Annotated in this window: 15 protein-coding genes and 1 tRNA gene; all 16 read left to right on the top strand. The window is 43.0% G+C overall.

The window, feature by feature from the left end; translation table 11 throughout:
• Positions 1–131: 131 nt before the first annotated feature.
• The 16 genes from tpiA to BM331_RS05175 all read left to right on the top strand — a co-directional run bounded on the left by tpiA (position 132) and on the right by BM331_RS05175 (position 14667).
• Positions 132–890 (top strand): triose-phosphate isomerase, encoded by a 759-nt coding sequence (gene tpiA / locus BM331_RS05250; RefSeq protein WP_074927711.1) that lies wholly within the window; start codon positions 132–134, stop codon positions 888–890.
• 18 nt (positions 891–908) lie between these two features.
• Positions 909–1274, top strand: a complete 366-nt coding sequence (gene secG / locus BM331_RS05245) for a preprotein translocase subunit SecG (protein WP_074927710.1) — start codon at positions 909–911, stop codon at positions 1272–1274.
• 39 nt (positions 1275–1313) lie between these two features.
• Positions 1314–1398, top strand: a tRNA-Leu gene (locus BM331_RS05240).
• A gap of 84 nt (positions 1399–1482) precedes the next feature.
• Positions 1483–1839 carry an NADH-quinone oxidoreductase subunit A gene (locus BM331_RS05235; RefSeq protein WP_074927842.1) on the top strand — a complete coding sequence of 119 codons (357 nt, stop codon included), beginning with the start codon at positions 1483–1485 and terminating at the stop codon, positions 1837–1839.
• Positions 1840–1842: 3 nt separating this feature from the next.
• Positions 1843–2319 carry a NuoB/complex I 20 kDa subunit family protein gene (locus BM331_RS05230; RefSeq protein ID WP_011634007.1) on the top strand — a complete coding sequence of 159 codons (477 nt, stop codon included), beginning with the start codon at positions 1843–1845 and terminating at the stop codon, positions 2317–2319.
• A gap of 9 nt (positions 2320–2328) precedes the next feature.
• Positions 2329–2949, top strand: a complete 621-nt coding sequence (locus BM331_RS05225; protein ID WP_074927709.1) for an NADH-quinone oxidoreductase subunit C — start codon at positions 2329–2331, stop codon at positions 2947–2949.
• 57 nt (positions 2950–3006) lie between these two features.
• A complete protein-coding gene (locus BM331_RS05220; protein ID WP_074927708.1) occupies positions 3007–4260 on the top strand; it encodes an NADH-quinone oxidoreductase subunit D in 1254 nt (417 codons plus the stop codon).
• An 8-nt stretch (positions 4261–4268) separates the two neighbouring features.
• The gene (nuoE, locus tag BM331_RS05215; RefSeq protein WP_074927840.1) at positions 4269–4745 is read left to right on the top strand and encodes an NADH-quinone oxidoreductase subunit NuoE; all 477 of its coding nucleotides are present in this window, start codon (positions 4269–4271) and stop codon (positions 4743–4745) included.
• Positions 4742–6019, top strand: a complete 1278-nt coding sequence (nuoF, locus tag BM331_RS05210; RefSeq protein WP_074927707.1) for an NADH-quinone oxidoreductase subunit NuoF — start codon at positions 4742–4744, stop codon at positions 6017–6019. The genes nuoE and nuoF overlap by 4 nt, the downstream gene beginning before the upstream one ends.
• A 61-nt stretch (positions 6020–6080) precedes the next feature.
• Positions 6081–8486: an NADH-quinone oxidoreductase subunit NuoG gene (nuoG, locus tag BM331_RS05205; protein ID WP_074927706.1), complete on the top strand. Its 2406-nt coding sequence runs from the start codon at positions 6081–6083 to the stop codon at positions 8484–8486.
• Between the two features lie 24 nt (positions 8487–8510).
• Positions 8511–9608: an NADH-quinone oxidoreductase subunit NuoH gene (gene nuoH, locus BM331_RS05200; RefSeq protein WP_074927705.1), complete on the top strand. Its 1098-nt coding sequence runs from the start codon at positions 8511–8513 to the stop codon at positions 9606–9608.
• Positions 9609–9625: 17 nt separating this feature from the next.
• Entirely contained in the window at positions 9626–10114 is a 489-nt protein-coding gene (nuoI, locus tag BM331_RS05195; protein WP_074927704.1) for an NADH-quinone oxidoreductase subunit NuoI, read from the top strand.
• A gap of 18 nt (positions 10115–10132) precedes the next feature.
• The gene (locus tag BM331_RS05190) at positions 10133–10738 is read left to right on the top strand and encodes an NADH-quinone oxidoreductase subunit J (RefSeq protein ID WP_074927702.1); all 606 of its coding nucleotides are present in this window, start codon (positions 10133–10135) and stop codon (positions 10736–10738) included.
• A 55-nt stretch (positions 10739–10793) separates the two neighbouring features.
• Complete coding sequence (gene nuoK, locus BM331_RS05185) at positions 10794–11099, top strand: NADH-quinone oxidoreductase subunit NuoK (protein WP_074927701.1); 306 nt, start codon at positions 10794–10796, stop codon at positions 11097–11099.
• 51 nt (positions 11100–11150) lie between these two features.
• Complete coding sequence (nuoL, locus tag BM331_RS05180; protein WP_074927699.1) at positions 11151–13097, top strand: NADH-quinone oxidoreductase subunit L; 1947 nt, start codon at positions 11151–11153, stop codon at positions 13095–13097.
• 88 nt (positions 13098–13185) lie between these two features.
• Complete coding sequence (locus BM331_RS05175) at positions 13186–14667, top strand: NADH-quinone oxidoreductase subunit M (protein ID WP_074927697.1); 1482 nt, start codon at positions 13186–13188, stop codon at positions 14665–14667.
• Positions 14668–14704: the final 37 nt, after the last annotated feature.

Genomic DNA, 14704 nt, shown 5'->3' with positions numbered 1-14704 from the left:
TAAGGTGCAGCAAATCAGGGCCAATTCGATCTCAATAATCCCCCATTTGGTTGAGAAACGCGGGCATTGACGCGATCCGGTTTCGCAGGTAGCATCCTTGGGTTTTGTGGATTTAAAGCTGAGAGGACGGGATGGCGCGTACGGGGTTTGTGGCGGGAAACTGGAAAATGCATGGCAATTTAGTTCAAAATCAAGAATTGCTTGATGCAATTGTTTTGGGTATCCCGTCATTGCAGAATGCGTCCTGTGCAGTATGTGTGCCTTATCCCTATTTGGCGCAAGCGCAGTCGGTGTTGAAGGGCACTCATGTAGCATGGGGGGGGCAGGATGTTAGTCAGTATCATCAAGGTGCTTATACCGGAGAGGTGTCGGCAGGTATGCTGGCCGATTTTGGTTGTTGTTATGTAATTGTGGGCCATTCGGAGCGGCGGACGCTATACGGTGAAGATAATCAGGTGGTTGCGGAGAAATTTCGCTCCGCCCAGGAGCAATCGCTAATACCAATACTATGTGTTGGTGAAACGCTGGCGCAACGTGAGGCAAATGACACTGAGCAAGTTATAGCTATGCAGCTTGATGCGGTGATTGGCTTGGTAGGTGCTGATGCGATAAAACATTCGGTTATTGCATATGAGCCGGTATGGGCAATTGGTACAGGGAAAACTGCTACACCCCAGCAGGCGCAAGATGTTCATGCATTTGTAAGGAGTCGAATAGCGGCTCATAACAGCGAGATTGCAGCAGATGTTCAGATAGTTTATGGCGGAAGTGTAAAAGCAAATAATGCGCCTGAATTATTCGCGATGCCTGATATTGACGGAGGGTTGATTGGAGGAGCTTCATTGGTTGCTGCAGAGTTCATTTCAATTTGTTTCGCAGCGCAAAGTTGAACGGGGGTAAAGCATATTGTGGAAACACTCATTTGGTCAGTACATATCATTGCAGCGGTAGTTGTTGTTGTTTTGGTTTTGTTGCAACAGGGAAAGGGCGCAGATATGGGGGCAGCGTTTGGAGGTGGTTCTTCCGGGAGTTTATTTGGTGCTAGTGGATCTGCTAATTTTTTAAGCAGGATGACTGCATTGGGAGCTACTGTTTTTTTTGTTACCAGTCTGACGCTAACTTATTACTCAAATAGTGATAAAGACGAAGGAAGTATCATGCAAAAACTGGAGATGGAGTCGGATAGGGCGACTGATTCGACCGGAAATATTGAAAGTTCAGGTGCGAAAAATGAGGCTGATCCTGCATCAAGAGCTGGCGAAATTCCGGAGTAAACTTGTGTTTTTTGTATAAAAAATTAGATAAGGTTACTCGCCGACGTGGTGGAATTGGTAGACACGCCGTCTTGAGGGGGCGGTGGCGAAAGCTGTGCGAGTTCGACTCTCGCCGTCGGCACCAGGTGAGTAGATTTATAAATAGAAATTAGGTACAAATTAATTTTATTTCCATGGTTTAGTAAGGATACTGGAGATGCTGGATACCATGCTTGGAAATTATTTTCCTATTTTATTGTTTATTTTGGTGGGTCTGCTAGTTGGTACGTTATGTTTGGTAGCGGGTTGGTTGCTTGCGCCAAACAAGCCGGATGCTGAGAAATTATCAACCTATGAGTGTGGGTTTGGTGCATTTGAGGATGCGCGCATGAAATTTGACGTGCGCTACTATTTAATTGCAATCCTATTTATTTTATTTGATTTAGAAATAGCTTTTTTATTTCCTTGGGCAGTAGCGTTGAAAGAAGTGGGATTGTTTGGTTTTGTTGCGATGCTAGTATTTCTTGGGTTGCTCGTCGTTGGCTTTATTTACGAGTGGGCTAAGGGTGCTTTGGAATGGGATTAAATAATGGGTATTGAGGGTGCATTAGACAAAGGATTTGTTACTACAAACCTTGATTCCTTGATTAATTGGGGGCGCACAGGCTCAATGTGGCCTATGACATTTGGGCTAGCTTGTTGCGCAGTTGAGATGATGCAAACCGGTGCATCCCGCTATGACTTGGATCGATTCGGGATTGTTTTTCGCCCGAGTCCTCGTCAGTCAGATGTCATGATCGTTGCGGGTACGCTATGCAATAAAATGGCGCCAGCTTTGCGCAAGGTTTACGATCAAATGGCCGAACCTCGTTGGGTGATTTCTATGGGATCTTGTGCAAATGGTGGTGGATATTATCACTATTCCTATTCGGTTGTCCGGGGGTGTGATCGGATAGTGCCTGTTGATATTTATGTGCCGGGTTGTCCTCCTACTGCAGAAGCTTTGCTTTATGGGATTATTCAACTGCAGAATAAAATCTGGCGTACTAATACAATCGCGCGTTAGAGAATAAAAATGGCAGATAGTCGCGTAGATAAACTTGCAGCAAATTTACAGAAAATACTGAGTGATCAGCAGGCTGATATTAGTCATGCGCTAGGGGAACTGACTATTTTAATTCATTCCCGAGATTTTCTGAGTATCGCTGAAACATTAAGAAACCATACCGATCTGGTGTTCGATACGTTAGTTGATTTATGTGGTGTGGATTACAGCGAATATACGACAAATACGCATGCAGGATATAAACGGGGTGACAAGCGCTTTGCTGTGGTGTATCACTTGCTTTCAGTTAAGCATAATCACAGGCTGCGGCTGCGTGTGTTTGTAGAAGATAATGAATTTCCCATGCTTGATTCAGTGATATATATATGGCCTTCGGCTAATTGGTATGAGCGGGAGGCATTTGATCTGTTCGGGATTGTTTTTAATAATCATCCAGATTTAAGAAGAATTCTTACAGATTATGGTTTTATAGGAAATCCATTTCGTAAGGATTTTCCATTGTCGGGACATATGGAAATGCAATATGATCCAGATCAAAAGCGAGTGATATATCAGCCTATTACTATTGAGCCCCGTGAAATTACGCCATATATCATTCGCGAAGAACAATACGGTAAGGAAGAAATATGACACGCTCTATGAGTAATCAGCAATCCTCACGAAGTTTTTGGGAAGGGTGTTTGTGAAATGGCCGAAATTCGTAATTACACTATGAATTTTGGGCCGCAACATCCTGCAGCGCATGGAGTGTTGCGCTTGGTGATGGAGCTGGATGGTGAGGTTATTCGGCGCGCTGATCCACATATCGGATTACTTCATCGGGCTACGGAGAAGCTCGCGGAGAATAAGACCTATATACAATCCGTGCCTTATATGGATCGTCTGGATTATGTGTCCATGATGGTCAATGAACATGCGTATGTCATGGCGATTGAAAAGCTATTGCAAATTGATGTGCCCATAAGAGCGCAATATATTCGTGTTATGTTTGATGAAATAACACGTATTCTCAATCACTTACTATGGTTAGGTGCCCATGCACTGGATGTTGGGGCAATGACTGTTTTTCTATATGCCTTTCGAGAAAGGGAAGATCTGATGGACTGTTATGAGGCGGTATCAGGCGCTCGGTTACATGCTGCCTATTATCGGCCAGGAGGGGTTTATCGGGATCTGCCGGATAGTATGCCGCAGTATCGATCATCAGCAATACGCGATGAGAAGACAACGGCAACGCGTAATGAGAATCGGCAAGGCTCCTTGCTGGATTTTATTGAGGACTTTACTCATCGATTTCCGGGTTACGTGGATGATTACGAGACATTACTGACAGACAATAGAATCTGGAAGCAACGTTTAGTTGATATTGGCGTGGTTTCGCCTGATCGCGCTAAAGCTCTGGGATTTACTGGGCCGATGTTGCGTGGATCCGGAGTGGAGTGGGACTTACGCAAAAAGCAACCCTATGAAGTTTATGACCAGGTGGATTTTGATATACCGGTTGGTGTCAATGGCGATTGCTATGATCGTTACTTGGTACGTATTGAAGAAATGCGCCAATCTAATCGCATAATTAAGCAGTGTATTGATTGGATGAGAAAAAATCCCGGCCCTGTTATTACCAGCAGCTTCAAAGTTGCACCACCCCCACGGCTGTCCATGAAACAAAATATGGAAGAAATGATTCATCATTTCAAATTGTTTACGGAAGGTATGCATGTTCCGAGAGGGGAGGCCTACGCTGCTGTGGAGCATCCAAAAGGTGAGTTCGGTATTTATATTATTTCGGATGGCGCCAATATGCCTTATCGACTGAAAATACGTGCACCCGGGTTCGCGCATTTAGCCGCAATGGATGAGATGGCTCGGGGGCATATGATTGCCGATCTTGTGGCAATTATTGGTACCCAGGATATAGTGTTTGGTGAAATAGATAGATGAATTCGCTGATGTTAAGCATAGAAGCTCTAAAAAAAATTGATCGGGAAATTGCTAAATATCCCACAGATAAGAAGCAGTCAGCTGTTATGTCTGCACTGGCTATTGCTCAAGATGAGAAAGGTTGGTTGGCAACTGAAACAATGGATTTTATTGCAGACTATTTAGAGATGCCTGCAATTGCTGTCTATGAAGTTGCTACTTTTTACAATATGTATAACCTGAAGCCGATTGGAAAATACAAATTGACTGTTTGTACTAATTTGCCTTGTGCGTTATCAGGTAGTAATCAGACTGTAGATTATCTTAAGAAGAAACTCGGCATAGGGTTCAATGAAACAACTGTAGATGGATTGTTTACCCTCAAGGAAGGCGAGTGTATGGGGGCTTGTGGTGATGCGCCGGTGCTTCTGGTTAATAATAAGCGTATGTGCAGCTTTATGACTGAGGATCAAATAGACAAATTACTTGAGGAATTAAAGAAATGACTCAACCTACTCAAGTCATTATGGCGGGTGTCGATACTGCAGATCAGGATAATTGGCGGTTAAAAAGTTATTTAAAACGTGACGGATATGTTGCGCTAAAAAAAATACTTTCGCAAAAAATCTCCCCGGAAGCTGTAATTGAGGAAATAAAGAAATCTGCACTGCGTGGGCGTGGCGGTGCTGGTTTTCCTACGGGCTTGAAATGGAGTTTTATGCCAAAGCAGTATACAGGTGAGAAGTATCTTGTCTGTAATTCTGATGAGGGGGAGCCGGGTACGTTCAAGGATCGCGATATCATGCGTTACAATCCACATGTCCTTATTGAGGGTATGTTGATTGCTGCCTATGCGATGGGTATCCGGACCGGGTATAACTATGTGCACGGTGAAATCTGGGATGTTTACGAACGAATGGAGGAGGCTGTCGAGGAAGCCAATGTGGCAGGGTTTCTTGGGGAGAATATTCTTGGTTCCGGATTTGTTTTTCAACTCTACAATCACCATGGATATGGTGCCTATATATGCGGAGAAGAAACCGCGCTATTAGAATCGATAGAAGGTAAAAAGGGACAACCACGCTTTAAGCCCCCGTTTCCGGCTAATTTTGGCTTATATGGCAAACCAACTACGATCAACAATACGGAAACGTTTGCCTCAGTTCCCTGGATTATGCGTAATGGGGGTGAATGTTACTTGCAGCTGGGCAAGCCGAATAATGGGGGTACCAAGATATTTTCGGTTTCCGGTCATGTCAATAAACCAGGTAACTATGAAGTACCTATGGGTACTCCGTTTTCAAAGTTGCTGGAACTTGCTGGTGGGATGCGTGAGGGGCGGAAACTGAAAGGTTGTATCCCCGGTGGTTCATCAATGCCGGTTTTACCTGGTAGCATCATGATGGAAACAGATATGGATTATGATTCAATAGCAAAAGCAGGTTCCATGTTGGGTTCGGGGGCAGTCATTATTATGGACGATACTACTTGTATGGTGCGTGCACTAGAACGCCTTTCCTATTTCTATTATGAGGAATCTTGTGGCCAATGTACCCCGTGCCGAGAAGGGACAGGGTGGCTCTATAGGATCATCAATCGGATTGAGCATGGTAAAGGAAGGATTGAAGATCTGGATGTACTCAACAATCTTGCAGATAATATCCAGGGAAGAACTATCTGTGCGTTAGGTGATGCTGCTGCGATGCCAGTACGAGCTATGTTGCACCACTTTTGGGATGAATTTGTTTTTCATATCGAGCATAAAAAGTGCATGGTCTAGGTGAACTATGGTTTTAGTGCTGTATTTATCCGACTCCCGATAATCTTGGGAATTATTGCTAATGATTAATATTGAAATTGATGGCAAGCAGGTAGCCGTCGCACAAGGCAGTACCGTAATGGATGCTGCCAAGCAGGTTGGGATATACATCCCCCATTTTTGTTATCACAAAAAACTGTCAATAGCTGCCAATTGCCGGATGTGCTTGGTTGAGGTTGAGAAGGCACCTAAACCTCTTCCTGCTTGTGCGACACCGGTTTCTGAAGGGATGAAGGTTTCAACGCACTCTCAGCAAGCTGTCACAGCACAGAAAGGCGTAATGGAGTTTCTGCTTATTAATCATCCACTAGACTGCCCTATCTGTGATCAAGGAGGTGAATGTCAGTTGCAGGATTTGGCTGTTGGATATGGTTCAAGTGGTTCACGTTATCAGGAAGCCAAGCGAGCAGTAACCAACAAAAATCTTGGTCCACTCATATCAACGGATATGACTCGCTGTATCCATTGCACGCGATGTGTTCGTTTTGGGCAGGAAATAGCCGGAATCATGGAACTTGGGATGGCTGGTCGTGGAGAACACTCTGAGATTTTGACATTTGTTGGTAAAACTGTTGATTCAGAACTATCGGGTAATGTAATTGATTTGTGTCCGGTAGGAGCTCTGGTCAGCAAGCCTTTTCGTTACTCAGCAAGAACTTGGGAGTTATCACGCAGGAAATCAATTAGCCCACATTGCGGATTGGGAAGTAATCTGGTTGTACAAGTGAAGAATAATCGGGTTATGCGGGTATTGCCGCGTGAGAATGAAGCTGTCAATGAATGTTGGCTGTCGGATAAGGATCGTTTTTCTTATGAGGGATTGAATTCCGGAGATCGTTTGACTATCCCAATGATCAGAAAATCAGGGGAATGGCAAACTTGTGGCTGGCAAGAAGCATTAGCTTTTACTGCAGAAGGTATCAAAAACGTAATTAATAAGTATGGTGCGCAGAGTATCGGTGCCTTGGGGTCTGCTCATAGCACTCTGGAAGAGCTCTATTTGTTGCAAAAATTGATGCGTAGATTGGGTAGTCATAATATTGATCATCGGGTACGTCAATCTAATTTTCGTGCAGATGTTATATCACAGGGAGTTCCGTGGCTGGGGATACAGATTGCTGAGGTTTCACAGCTGAAATCAATATTGATTATTGGCAGTACATTACGCAAAGATCATCCACTGCTTGCTCAGCGGATACGTCAAGCAGTAAAACAAGGTGCGCAGCTGAGTGTCATTAATCCAATTGGAGATGATCTATTTACCAAGCTTGCTTATCAGACTATTGTTGCACCATCAGCAATGTTGAATGCGGTATTACAGGTTCTTAAAGCAGTTGCAGAAATTAAAAATATTCCCATATCTGAGCAGATTGCATCTGCAGTAAAGCAGATCAATATTTCAGAGAGTGCACGAGGAATGGCAAATAGCCTTATAGAACATTCTCCATCCGCTGTTTTTTTGGGCAATATTGCTCAGCATCATCCTCACTATGCTGACTTATTCAGTGCGATACAAGCTATTTCAGAAATAACCGGAGCAAAATTCGGTGTTTTGGGAGAGGCTGCAAATAGTGTGGGTGCCTATTCTGTCGGTGTTGTACCGTGGGATGTCAGAGCGGAATCTGCAAATAAAACTGAATCAAGGAAATCTGGCCTGAACGCGGGGCAGATGTTAGGGCTGGGTGTATCGGAAGAAGAGTCTGCCTGTAGCGCCTATATACTATTGAATCTTGAGCCGGAGTTAGATAGTTATGATACGCGCCGAGCATCGCAGGTAATAAATCGCGCCGAGTTTGTGGTCTCCTTGAATAGTTATAAAGGTAACATTCCCGATTATGCGGATGTTATTCTGCCTGTCTCTCCTTTTACGGAGACATCTGGTACTTTTGTTAACACCGAAGGAAGAATACAGAGTTTTCAGGGTGTGGTATCTCCTCTTGGCGAAACACGCCCTGCTTGGAAAGTATTGCGTGTACTGGGAAATTTGCTGCAACTGGAAGGGTTTGATTACGATTCATCAGAACAGATTCGTGCAGAAATTATTTCTGATAAAGAGGAATTTGTACAAAATCTGAATAATTCACTGGATGTACTTTCTATTAAAGATTTCGATCAGAAAGGTAGCGAGGTAGAAAGGATTGGTGAGATACCAATTTATCAGGCTGATCCAATCGTAAGGCGTGCAATATCTTTGCAAAAAACGCATGATGCTGCTCCGCCTATGGCGTTTGCTTCTTCTGCCCTGCTCAATAAAGCTGGAATTTTGGCTGGTGAAACAGTCAGAATAAATCAACAAAATGAGGAAATTCAGTTAGCGATTTCTGTGGATGATAATTTACCTGATGATTGTATTCGTTTGGCATGTGCTCACCCGCAAATATCCAGACTGGGGACGATGTTTGGCGAAATAAAACTGGAAAAATTATAAGAACCTGGATTTGGAATCTGATCAATGGATAGTTTTCAACCATTATTTGAACAATTATTTGGCAGCGAGTGGGGTGTTCCCCTCTTTCTATTGGCAAAGAATCTGCTGTTGATTCTGGCAATCATTATTCCATTATTGCTGGCAGTCGCATATCTTACTTTTGCAGAGAGGAAGATTATTGCATTCATGCAAGTCAGAGTAGGGCCGAACCGGGTAACATTTTTTGGTATTCCTTGGTTGGGTGGGTGGGGGCAACCTATTGCTGATGCGGTTAAGGCTATCATGAAGGAAATCATTATTCCAACTGGTGCCAATAAATTTCTATTTCTCCTTGCGCCAATACTTGCTATAACGCCCGCATTAGCGGCATGGGCTGTCGTTCCCTTTTCGCCAGAGTTAGTGTTGGCTGATATCAATGCTGCACTGCTATATATTCTGGCCATGACATCTTTGGGTGTCTACGGTGTCATTATCGCTGGATGGGCATCTAATTCTAAATATGCTTTTTTGGGTGCCATGCGTTCTGCTGCACAGGTTATTTCATATGAATTGGCTATGGGATTTGCCTTGGTTTGTGTGTTGATGATGTCTTCCAGTCTCAACTTGGGAGATATCGTAGCGGGGCAACAGGGAGGGAGTTTTCTTAATTGGTACATGATTCCATTATTTCCGATGTTTCTGGTTTATTTTATCTCCGGAGTAGCTGAAACCAATCGATTGCCTTTTGATGTGGCTGAAGGAGAATCGGAAATCGTAGCTGGTTTCCATGTGGACTATTCGGGAATGGCTTTTACCATATTTTTTCTTGCTGAGTATGCAAACATGATTCTGGTTGCTACCCTAACCAGTATTATGTTCCTTGGAGGGTGGCTGCCCCCAGTAGATATTGCCCCTTTCAATCTGATCCCAAGTATAGTTTGGCTGCTGTTAAAGATAGCCATCATGTTGTTTTTCTTTCTTTGGTTCCGTGCTACTTTTCCTCGTTATCGCTATGATCAAATTATGCGATTGGGATGGAAGGTATTTATTCCAATTACGTTAATCTGGATTGTTTTATTGGGCGCAGTAATGCAATTGCCTGAAGCTGCATTGCAAAGCTTTCCACTGAATCTTTGGTTCTAGTCGAGAGGAATTTCAAAATGGAACGCATTAAACGGTTTTTAAAATCCTTTTTGTTATTTGAGTTGTTGAAGGGAATGAAAGTAACTGGACGCTATTTATTTGCGCCCAAAATTACTGTGCATTACCCGGAAGAGAAGACGCCACAATCACCTCGCTTTAGAGGGCTACATGCTTTGCGTCGTTACCCTAACGGTGAGGAGCGTTGTATAGCCTGCAAACTATGTGAAGCGGTTTGCCCAGCTATGGCGATTACTATTGAATCGGAACAACGTGATGATGGCACACGACGTACTACGCGTTACGATATTGATCTGATCAAATGTATTTTTTGTGGTTTTTGTGAAGAAGCTTGTCCAGTGGATGCAATTGTCGAAACACGTGTACTTGAGTATCACGGTGAAGTTCGTGGTGACCTGACTTATACCAAAGAAATGCTATTGGCTGTGGGTGACCGTTATGAAGAGCAGATAGCCAAAGACAGAGCAGCAGATGCTCCTTATCGTTAAATATTTAGATATAAATTTATGATTTTCCAGGATTTTGTTTTTTACAGTCTGGCTAGTGTGGTAATAATTTCTGCACTAGGAGTAATTACATTACGCAACCCCGTTTACTCGGTGCTGCTATTGGTACTTGCTTTTGTGACATCTTCCGGATTATGGCTTTTACTCGAAGCAGAATTTTTAGCGATAGCTTTAGTAGTGGTATATGTAGGTGCCGTCATGGTGCTGTTTCTGTTTGTGGTTATGATGTTAGATATTAATTTAGATCAGATGCGGGAAGGATTCTGGAAGTGGTTTCCATTTGGTGCAATATTGGCTTTTATTATGACCGTTGAGATGAGTATGGTATTAATGAGCAAACAATTTAGTTCTGAAATCATACAAACTCCGGAATATAAATCAGTTGATTACAGTAATACTAAAGAACTGGGCCGACTGATTTACACTGAATATGTGTATGTTTTCGAATTGGCTGCAGTCATTTTGTTAGTGGCAATGGTTGCTGCTATAGCTATAACCTTGCGCCATCGCACCGATAAAAAATCTTCTAATGCCTCTAGGCAGATAGCTGTTAGCCGTAACGAGCGGTTAAAAGTAATATCTATGCCTGCAGAAAAAAAAGAATGATTTTTCCCCAGGGATTTCAACTATCTCAAATATTTTCGTCTGAAGGGTAATCATCTTGGTATCACTATCACATTATCTCGTGCTGGGTGCTGTTCTGTTTGCCATTGGGGTTGTAGGTATTTTTCTCAATCGTAAAAATGTCATTATTTTGTTAATGTCCATTGAGCTAATGCTACTGGCAGTTAATATAAATTTTGTCGCTTTTTCATATTATTTACAGGATATAGCTGGGCAGATTTTTGTATTTTTTATTCTGACTGTGGCTGCAGCTGAGGCTGCTATTGGCTTAGCGATTTTGGTCGCTTTATTCAGAAACTTACGTACTATCAACGTAGATGATCTGGATAAACTTAAGGGTTGAACGGCGGGCAGTTGTCGATTTGTTAAACAGTATTGTTAATTGATACCTTAGATGGAAAATCTTTATTTACTAGTACCAGCGGCACCTTTGTTAGGAGCAATCGTTGCCGGGCTGTTTGGGCGACAGATTGGTCTGATAGGGAGTCATCGTGCGACGATTGCGTTAGTGGCACTGTCATTTATTGCATCTGTTGTAATTTTTATCGATGTATTACAAGGAAATCTTTATAACGGTAGTGTCTATACCTGGATGACATCAGGAGAGACTGTAATTGAGATAGGATTTTTGATTGATACACTGTCAGCCACGATGATGATGGTGGTAACGGGTGTATCGTTGATGGTACATATTTATACTATCGGCTATATGCAGGGAGATCCAGGGTATCAGCGGTTTTTTAGCTATATATCGCTATTTACGTTTTCGATGCTGATGCTGGTGATGTCAAACAATTTCCTGCAATTATTTTTTGGTTGGGAAGCAGTCGGACTGGTCTCCTATTTGCTAATTGGTTTTTGGTACACTCGCCCAACGGCAATTTACGCCAATCTAAAAGCATTTCTGGTTAATCGGATCGCTGATATAGGCTTTCTGCTGGGTATCGCTTTAATACTGGCGAATGTTGGCACTTTGGATTACGAGCTTGTATTTACCCATGCGGGATATCTTGCATCCCGCACTATTGAAATCGTGCCAGGTGAATCCTGGATGTTGATGACGGTAATATGTTTGCTACTTTTCATAGGTGCGATGGGTAAATCTGCTCAATTTCCCTTGCATGTCTGGCTACCAGATTCAATGGAGGGGCCAACACCAATTTCGGCTCTGATTCATGCTGCAACCATGGTAACAGCTGGTATCTTCATGGTGGCCCGCATGTCTCCTCTGTTTGAGTTATCTGTTACAGTACACTCGGTTATTTTTGTGATTGGTGGGATTACTACCTTGTTTATGGCGTTAGTAGCAGTAGTACAGAATGATATCAAGCGGGTCGTTGCGTATTCAACACTATCTCAGCTCGGATACATGACGGTAGCACTGGGTGCATCTGCTTATTCAGCGGCTATCTTTCATCTTATGACACATGCCTTTTTCAAGGCATTGCTGTTTCTGGGTGCAGGATCCGTCATTATCGCCATGCATCACGAGCAGGATATGCGCAAGATGGGTGGACTTAAACGATATATGCCGATTACATTTGGCACTATGTTTGTTGCTGCATTGGCCAGTGCAGGAGTACCAGGTTTTTCAGGTTTTTTCTCTAAGGACGCGATTATTGAGGGAGTTCTTCTCTCAGAAATTCCTGGGGCAGGATTTGCCTATTTCTGCGCATTAAGTACAGTATTCGTTACTGCGCTGTATACCTTCCGACTAATATTCATGACTTTCTATGGTGAACCAGGTATGGATAGCCATACACGTGATCATCTGCGTGAATCCCCCTGGGTAGTGACGGTACCACTAATTTTATTGGCAATTCCTACTGTGGCTGCTGGCTGGCTGATTGATCCAATGCTTTTTGGAGGTTTCTTCACTGAGGCTATTTATATAGATGCGCAGCATGATGTCATGGCCAAGATGGGCGAGAGCTATACAGGAATCTTCGGCATGATGATACATGCTTTGACTACTCCTCCTTTCTGGCTGGCGATGTCAGGAATTTTCACTGCCTGGTTTTTGTATCGTTATCAAACTGCATTGCCCGGTAAAATTAAAAAACTGGCTAATCCGATTTATATCCTGCTTGATCGGAAATATTTTATTGATGAGTTGTACAGCTGGTTATTTGCAGGTGGTTTACGTACGCTGAGTACCGTGTTGTGGAAATACGTGGATATGAAAGTCATAGATGGCTTAATGGTTAATGGCACGGCAAGAGCGATGGGTTGGTTTGCGATGATGGGACGTCGCTTTCAGTCGGGTTATATCTACCATTACGCATTTAGTATGATTGTGGGTGTATTTGTTCTGATGAGTATATGGCTGTTTCCTTTTTAGGCTTCAGAGAATCGAAAACGGACGGATCTTTTTTCTGTTCTCTGGGATAACTAATACGCATTGAAATGCGATTTAAGACAAAAAAAACATGTTATTTGGATTTCCGCTGTTAAGTCTAATCATCTGGCTACCAATTATTTCCGGTTTAATCGTGTTTTTGATGAGTGACCGGAATACTCAAGCGGTACGCTGGGTTGCTCTGGCTGGATCTGTAGCCGGTTTCCTTGTGGCACTTCCACTTTATAGTGGCTTTGATACATCCATGGGTTCGATGCAGTTTATCGAGCGGAATGTATGGTTTGAACGCCTCAATGTCTATTATTATTTGGGGGTTGATGGCATATCAATGCCATTAATTTTATTGAACAGTTTTACGACTCCACTAGTCGTGATTGCCGGATGGGAAGTGATCCGTGAAAAGGTTTCTCAATATATGGGAGCTTTTTTGATCATGTCTGGTGTTCTCAATGGGGTATTCGCATCACTGGATGCCATATTATTCTATTCTTTCTGGGAAGCATCACTAGTTCCAATGTTTATCATTATTGGAGTCTGGGGAGGGCCTAACCGGATTTATGCTGCTCTAAAATTCTTTCTTTATACATTTCTGGGATCTCTATTGATGCTGGTAGCGCTGATTTATTTATATCAGGCTTCTGGTGGTAGCTTCTCAATTCTCGATTATCATCATCTTCCTATACCGATGACTGCGCAAATCCTTATTTTTATAGGATTTATGGTCGCCTTTGCGGTTAAGGTGCCGATGTGGCCGGTGCATACTTGGTTACCGGATGCGCACGTCGAAGCGCCTACAGGTGGTTCGGTAGTGCTGGCAGCTATCCTGCTTAAACTAGGTGGATATGGTTTTCTCAGATTTTCTTTACCGATTACGCCAGACGCGAGCCATGAGTTGTCATGGATATTGATAGTTTTATCGCTGATTGCCATTGTATATATTGGTATCGTTGCGTTAATGCAACGTGATATGAAGAAGCTGATTGCCTATTCTTCAGTTTCTCATATGGGATTTGTTACATTGGGCTTTTTCCTGTTCAATCCTATTGGAATGGAAGGAGCCATGGTGCAGATGATTTCGCATGGATTTATTTCTGGTGCTTTATTTTTATGTGTTGGTGTTTTATATGATCGCTTGCATACCAGAATGATTGCAGATTATGGTGGGGTAGTTAATAGAATGCCGGCTTTTGCGGCTCTTTTTATGTTGTTTGCAATGGCTAACTCCGGGCTTCCAGGCACCAGCGGTTTCGTAGGTGAATTTATGGTGATTATGGGCTCCATGGAAGTGAATTTCTGGTACGCATTTTTTGCTGCACTAACATTGATTTTGGGTGCATCTTACAGTTTATGGTTGTATAAAAAAGTAGTGTTTGGTGCCGTAGCAAATCCCAATGTTGAGGGGATGAAAGATATTTCTGCACGTGAATTTTTAGTTTTGGCTATCCTGGCGGTCGCAGTTCTGGCTCTGGGTATTTATCCGCTGCCACTTACCGAAGTTATGCATGTTACGGTTGACAATCTGCTGGAGCATGTTGCACGTACCAAGCTTTAAGATATTAGCTAATTTTTGGATAATAAAAATACTTTCC

Origin of the sequence: Nitrosomonas eutropha (genome assembly GCF_900116685.1) — a bacterium.
In the GTDB taxonomy this organism is placed as follows: Bacteria; Pseudomonadota; Gammaproteobacteria; order Burkholderiales; family Nitrosomonadaceae; genus Nitrosomonas; species Nitrosomonas eutropha_A.
This window is presented reverse-complemented; position numbering and strand designations above follow the sequence as displayed.

Coding starts and splice junctions, on each gene's coding strand:
- tpiA (WP_074927711.1), top strand. CDS start 132: ATGGCGCGTACGGGGTTTGTGGCGGGAAACTGGAAAATGCATGGCAAT.
- BM331_RS05235 (WP_074927842.1), top strand. CDS start 1,483: ATGCTTGGAAATTATTTTCCTATTTTATTGTTTATTTTGGTGGGTCTG.
- BM331_RS05230 (WP_011634007.1), top strand. CDS start 1,843: ATGGGTATTGAGGGTGCATTAGACAAAGGATTTGTTACTACAAACCTT.
- BM331_RS05225 (WP_074927709.1), top strand. CDS start 2,329: ATGGCAGATAGTCGCGTAGATAAACTTGCAGCAAATTTACAGAAAATA.
- BM331_RS05220 (WP_074927708.1), top strand. CDS start 3,007: ATGGCCGAAATTCGTAATTACACTATGAATTTTGGGCCGCAACATCCT.
- nuoE (WP_074927840.1), top strand. CDS start 4,269: ATGTTAAGCATAGAAGCTCTAAAAAAAATTGATCGGGAAATTGCTAAA.
- nuoF (WP_074927707.1), top strand. CDS start 4,742: ATGACTCAACCTACTCAAGTCATTATGGCGGGTGTCGATACTGCAGAT.
- nuoG (WP_074927706.1), top strand. CDS start 6,081: ATGATTAATATTGAAATTGATGGCAAGCAGGTAGCCGTCGCACAAGGC.
- nuoH (WP_074927705.1), top strand. CDS start 8,511: ATGGATAGTTTTCAACCATTATTTGAACAATTATTTGGCAGCGAGTGG.
- nuoI (WP_074927704.1), top strand. CDS start 9,626: ATGGAACGCATTAAACGGTTTTTAAAATCCTTTTTGTTATTTGAGTTG.
- BM331_RS05190 (WP_074927702.1), top strand. CDS start 10,133: ATGATTTTCCAGGATTTTGTTTTTTACAGTCTGGCTAGTGTGGTAATA.
- nuoL (WP_074927699.1), top strand. CDS start 11,151: ATGGAAAATCTTTATTTACTAGTACCAGCGGCACCTTTGTTAGGAGCA.
- BM331_RS05175 (WP_074927697.1), top strand. CDS start 13,186: ATGTTATTTGGATTTCCGCTGTTAAGTCTAATCATCTGGCTACCAATT.